The 290-nt window shown below is 52.4% G+C and carries 1 rRNA gene; it reads left to right on the plus strand.

The features are described 5' to 3' along the window. Window positions 1-71 precede the first annotated feature (71 nt). A 5S ribosomal RNA gene (gene rrf, locus FS804_RS24780) occupies window positions 72-186 on the plus strand. Window positions 187-290 lie beyond the last annotated feature (104 nt).

The following is a 290-nucleotide window of genomic DNA, read 5'->3' on the forward strand; positions in this document are numbered from 1 at the left end:
GAAGCGCAAGCTTCCCAGCTTCTCGAAAACAACAGTCATGTGAAAACATGAACAATGTTGCGTTTTGCCGACCTGGTGGTTATCGCGGGGCGGCTGCACCCGTTCCCATTCCGAACACGGCCGTGAAACGCCCCAGCGCCAATGGTACTTCGTCTCAAGACGCGGGAGAGTAGGTCGCTGCCAGGTCTGCAAAACGCAACAATCTATCTTCTCAAATCACCAAAATGGGCCAATGCCCAAATCAAATAGGCCGCTCAAGCGGCCTTTGTGCTATAACAGGCACAAATGAT

This window comes from Agrobacterium sp. DE0009 (assembly GCF_007680755.1).
GTDB lineage: Bacteria > Pseudomonadota > Alphaproteobacteria > Rhizobiales > Rhizobiaceae > Agrobacterium > Agrobacterium tumefaciens_B.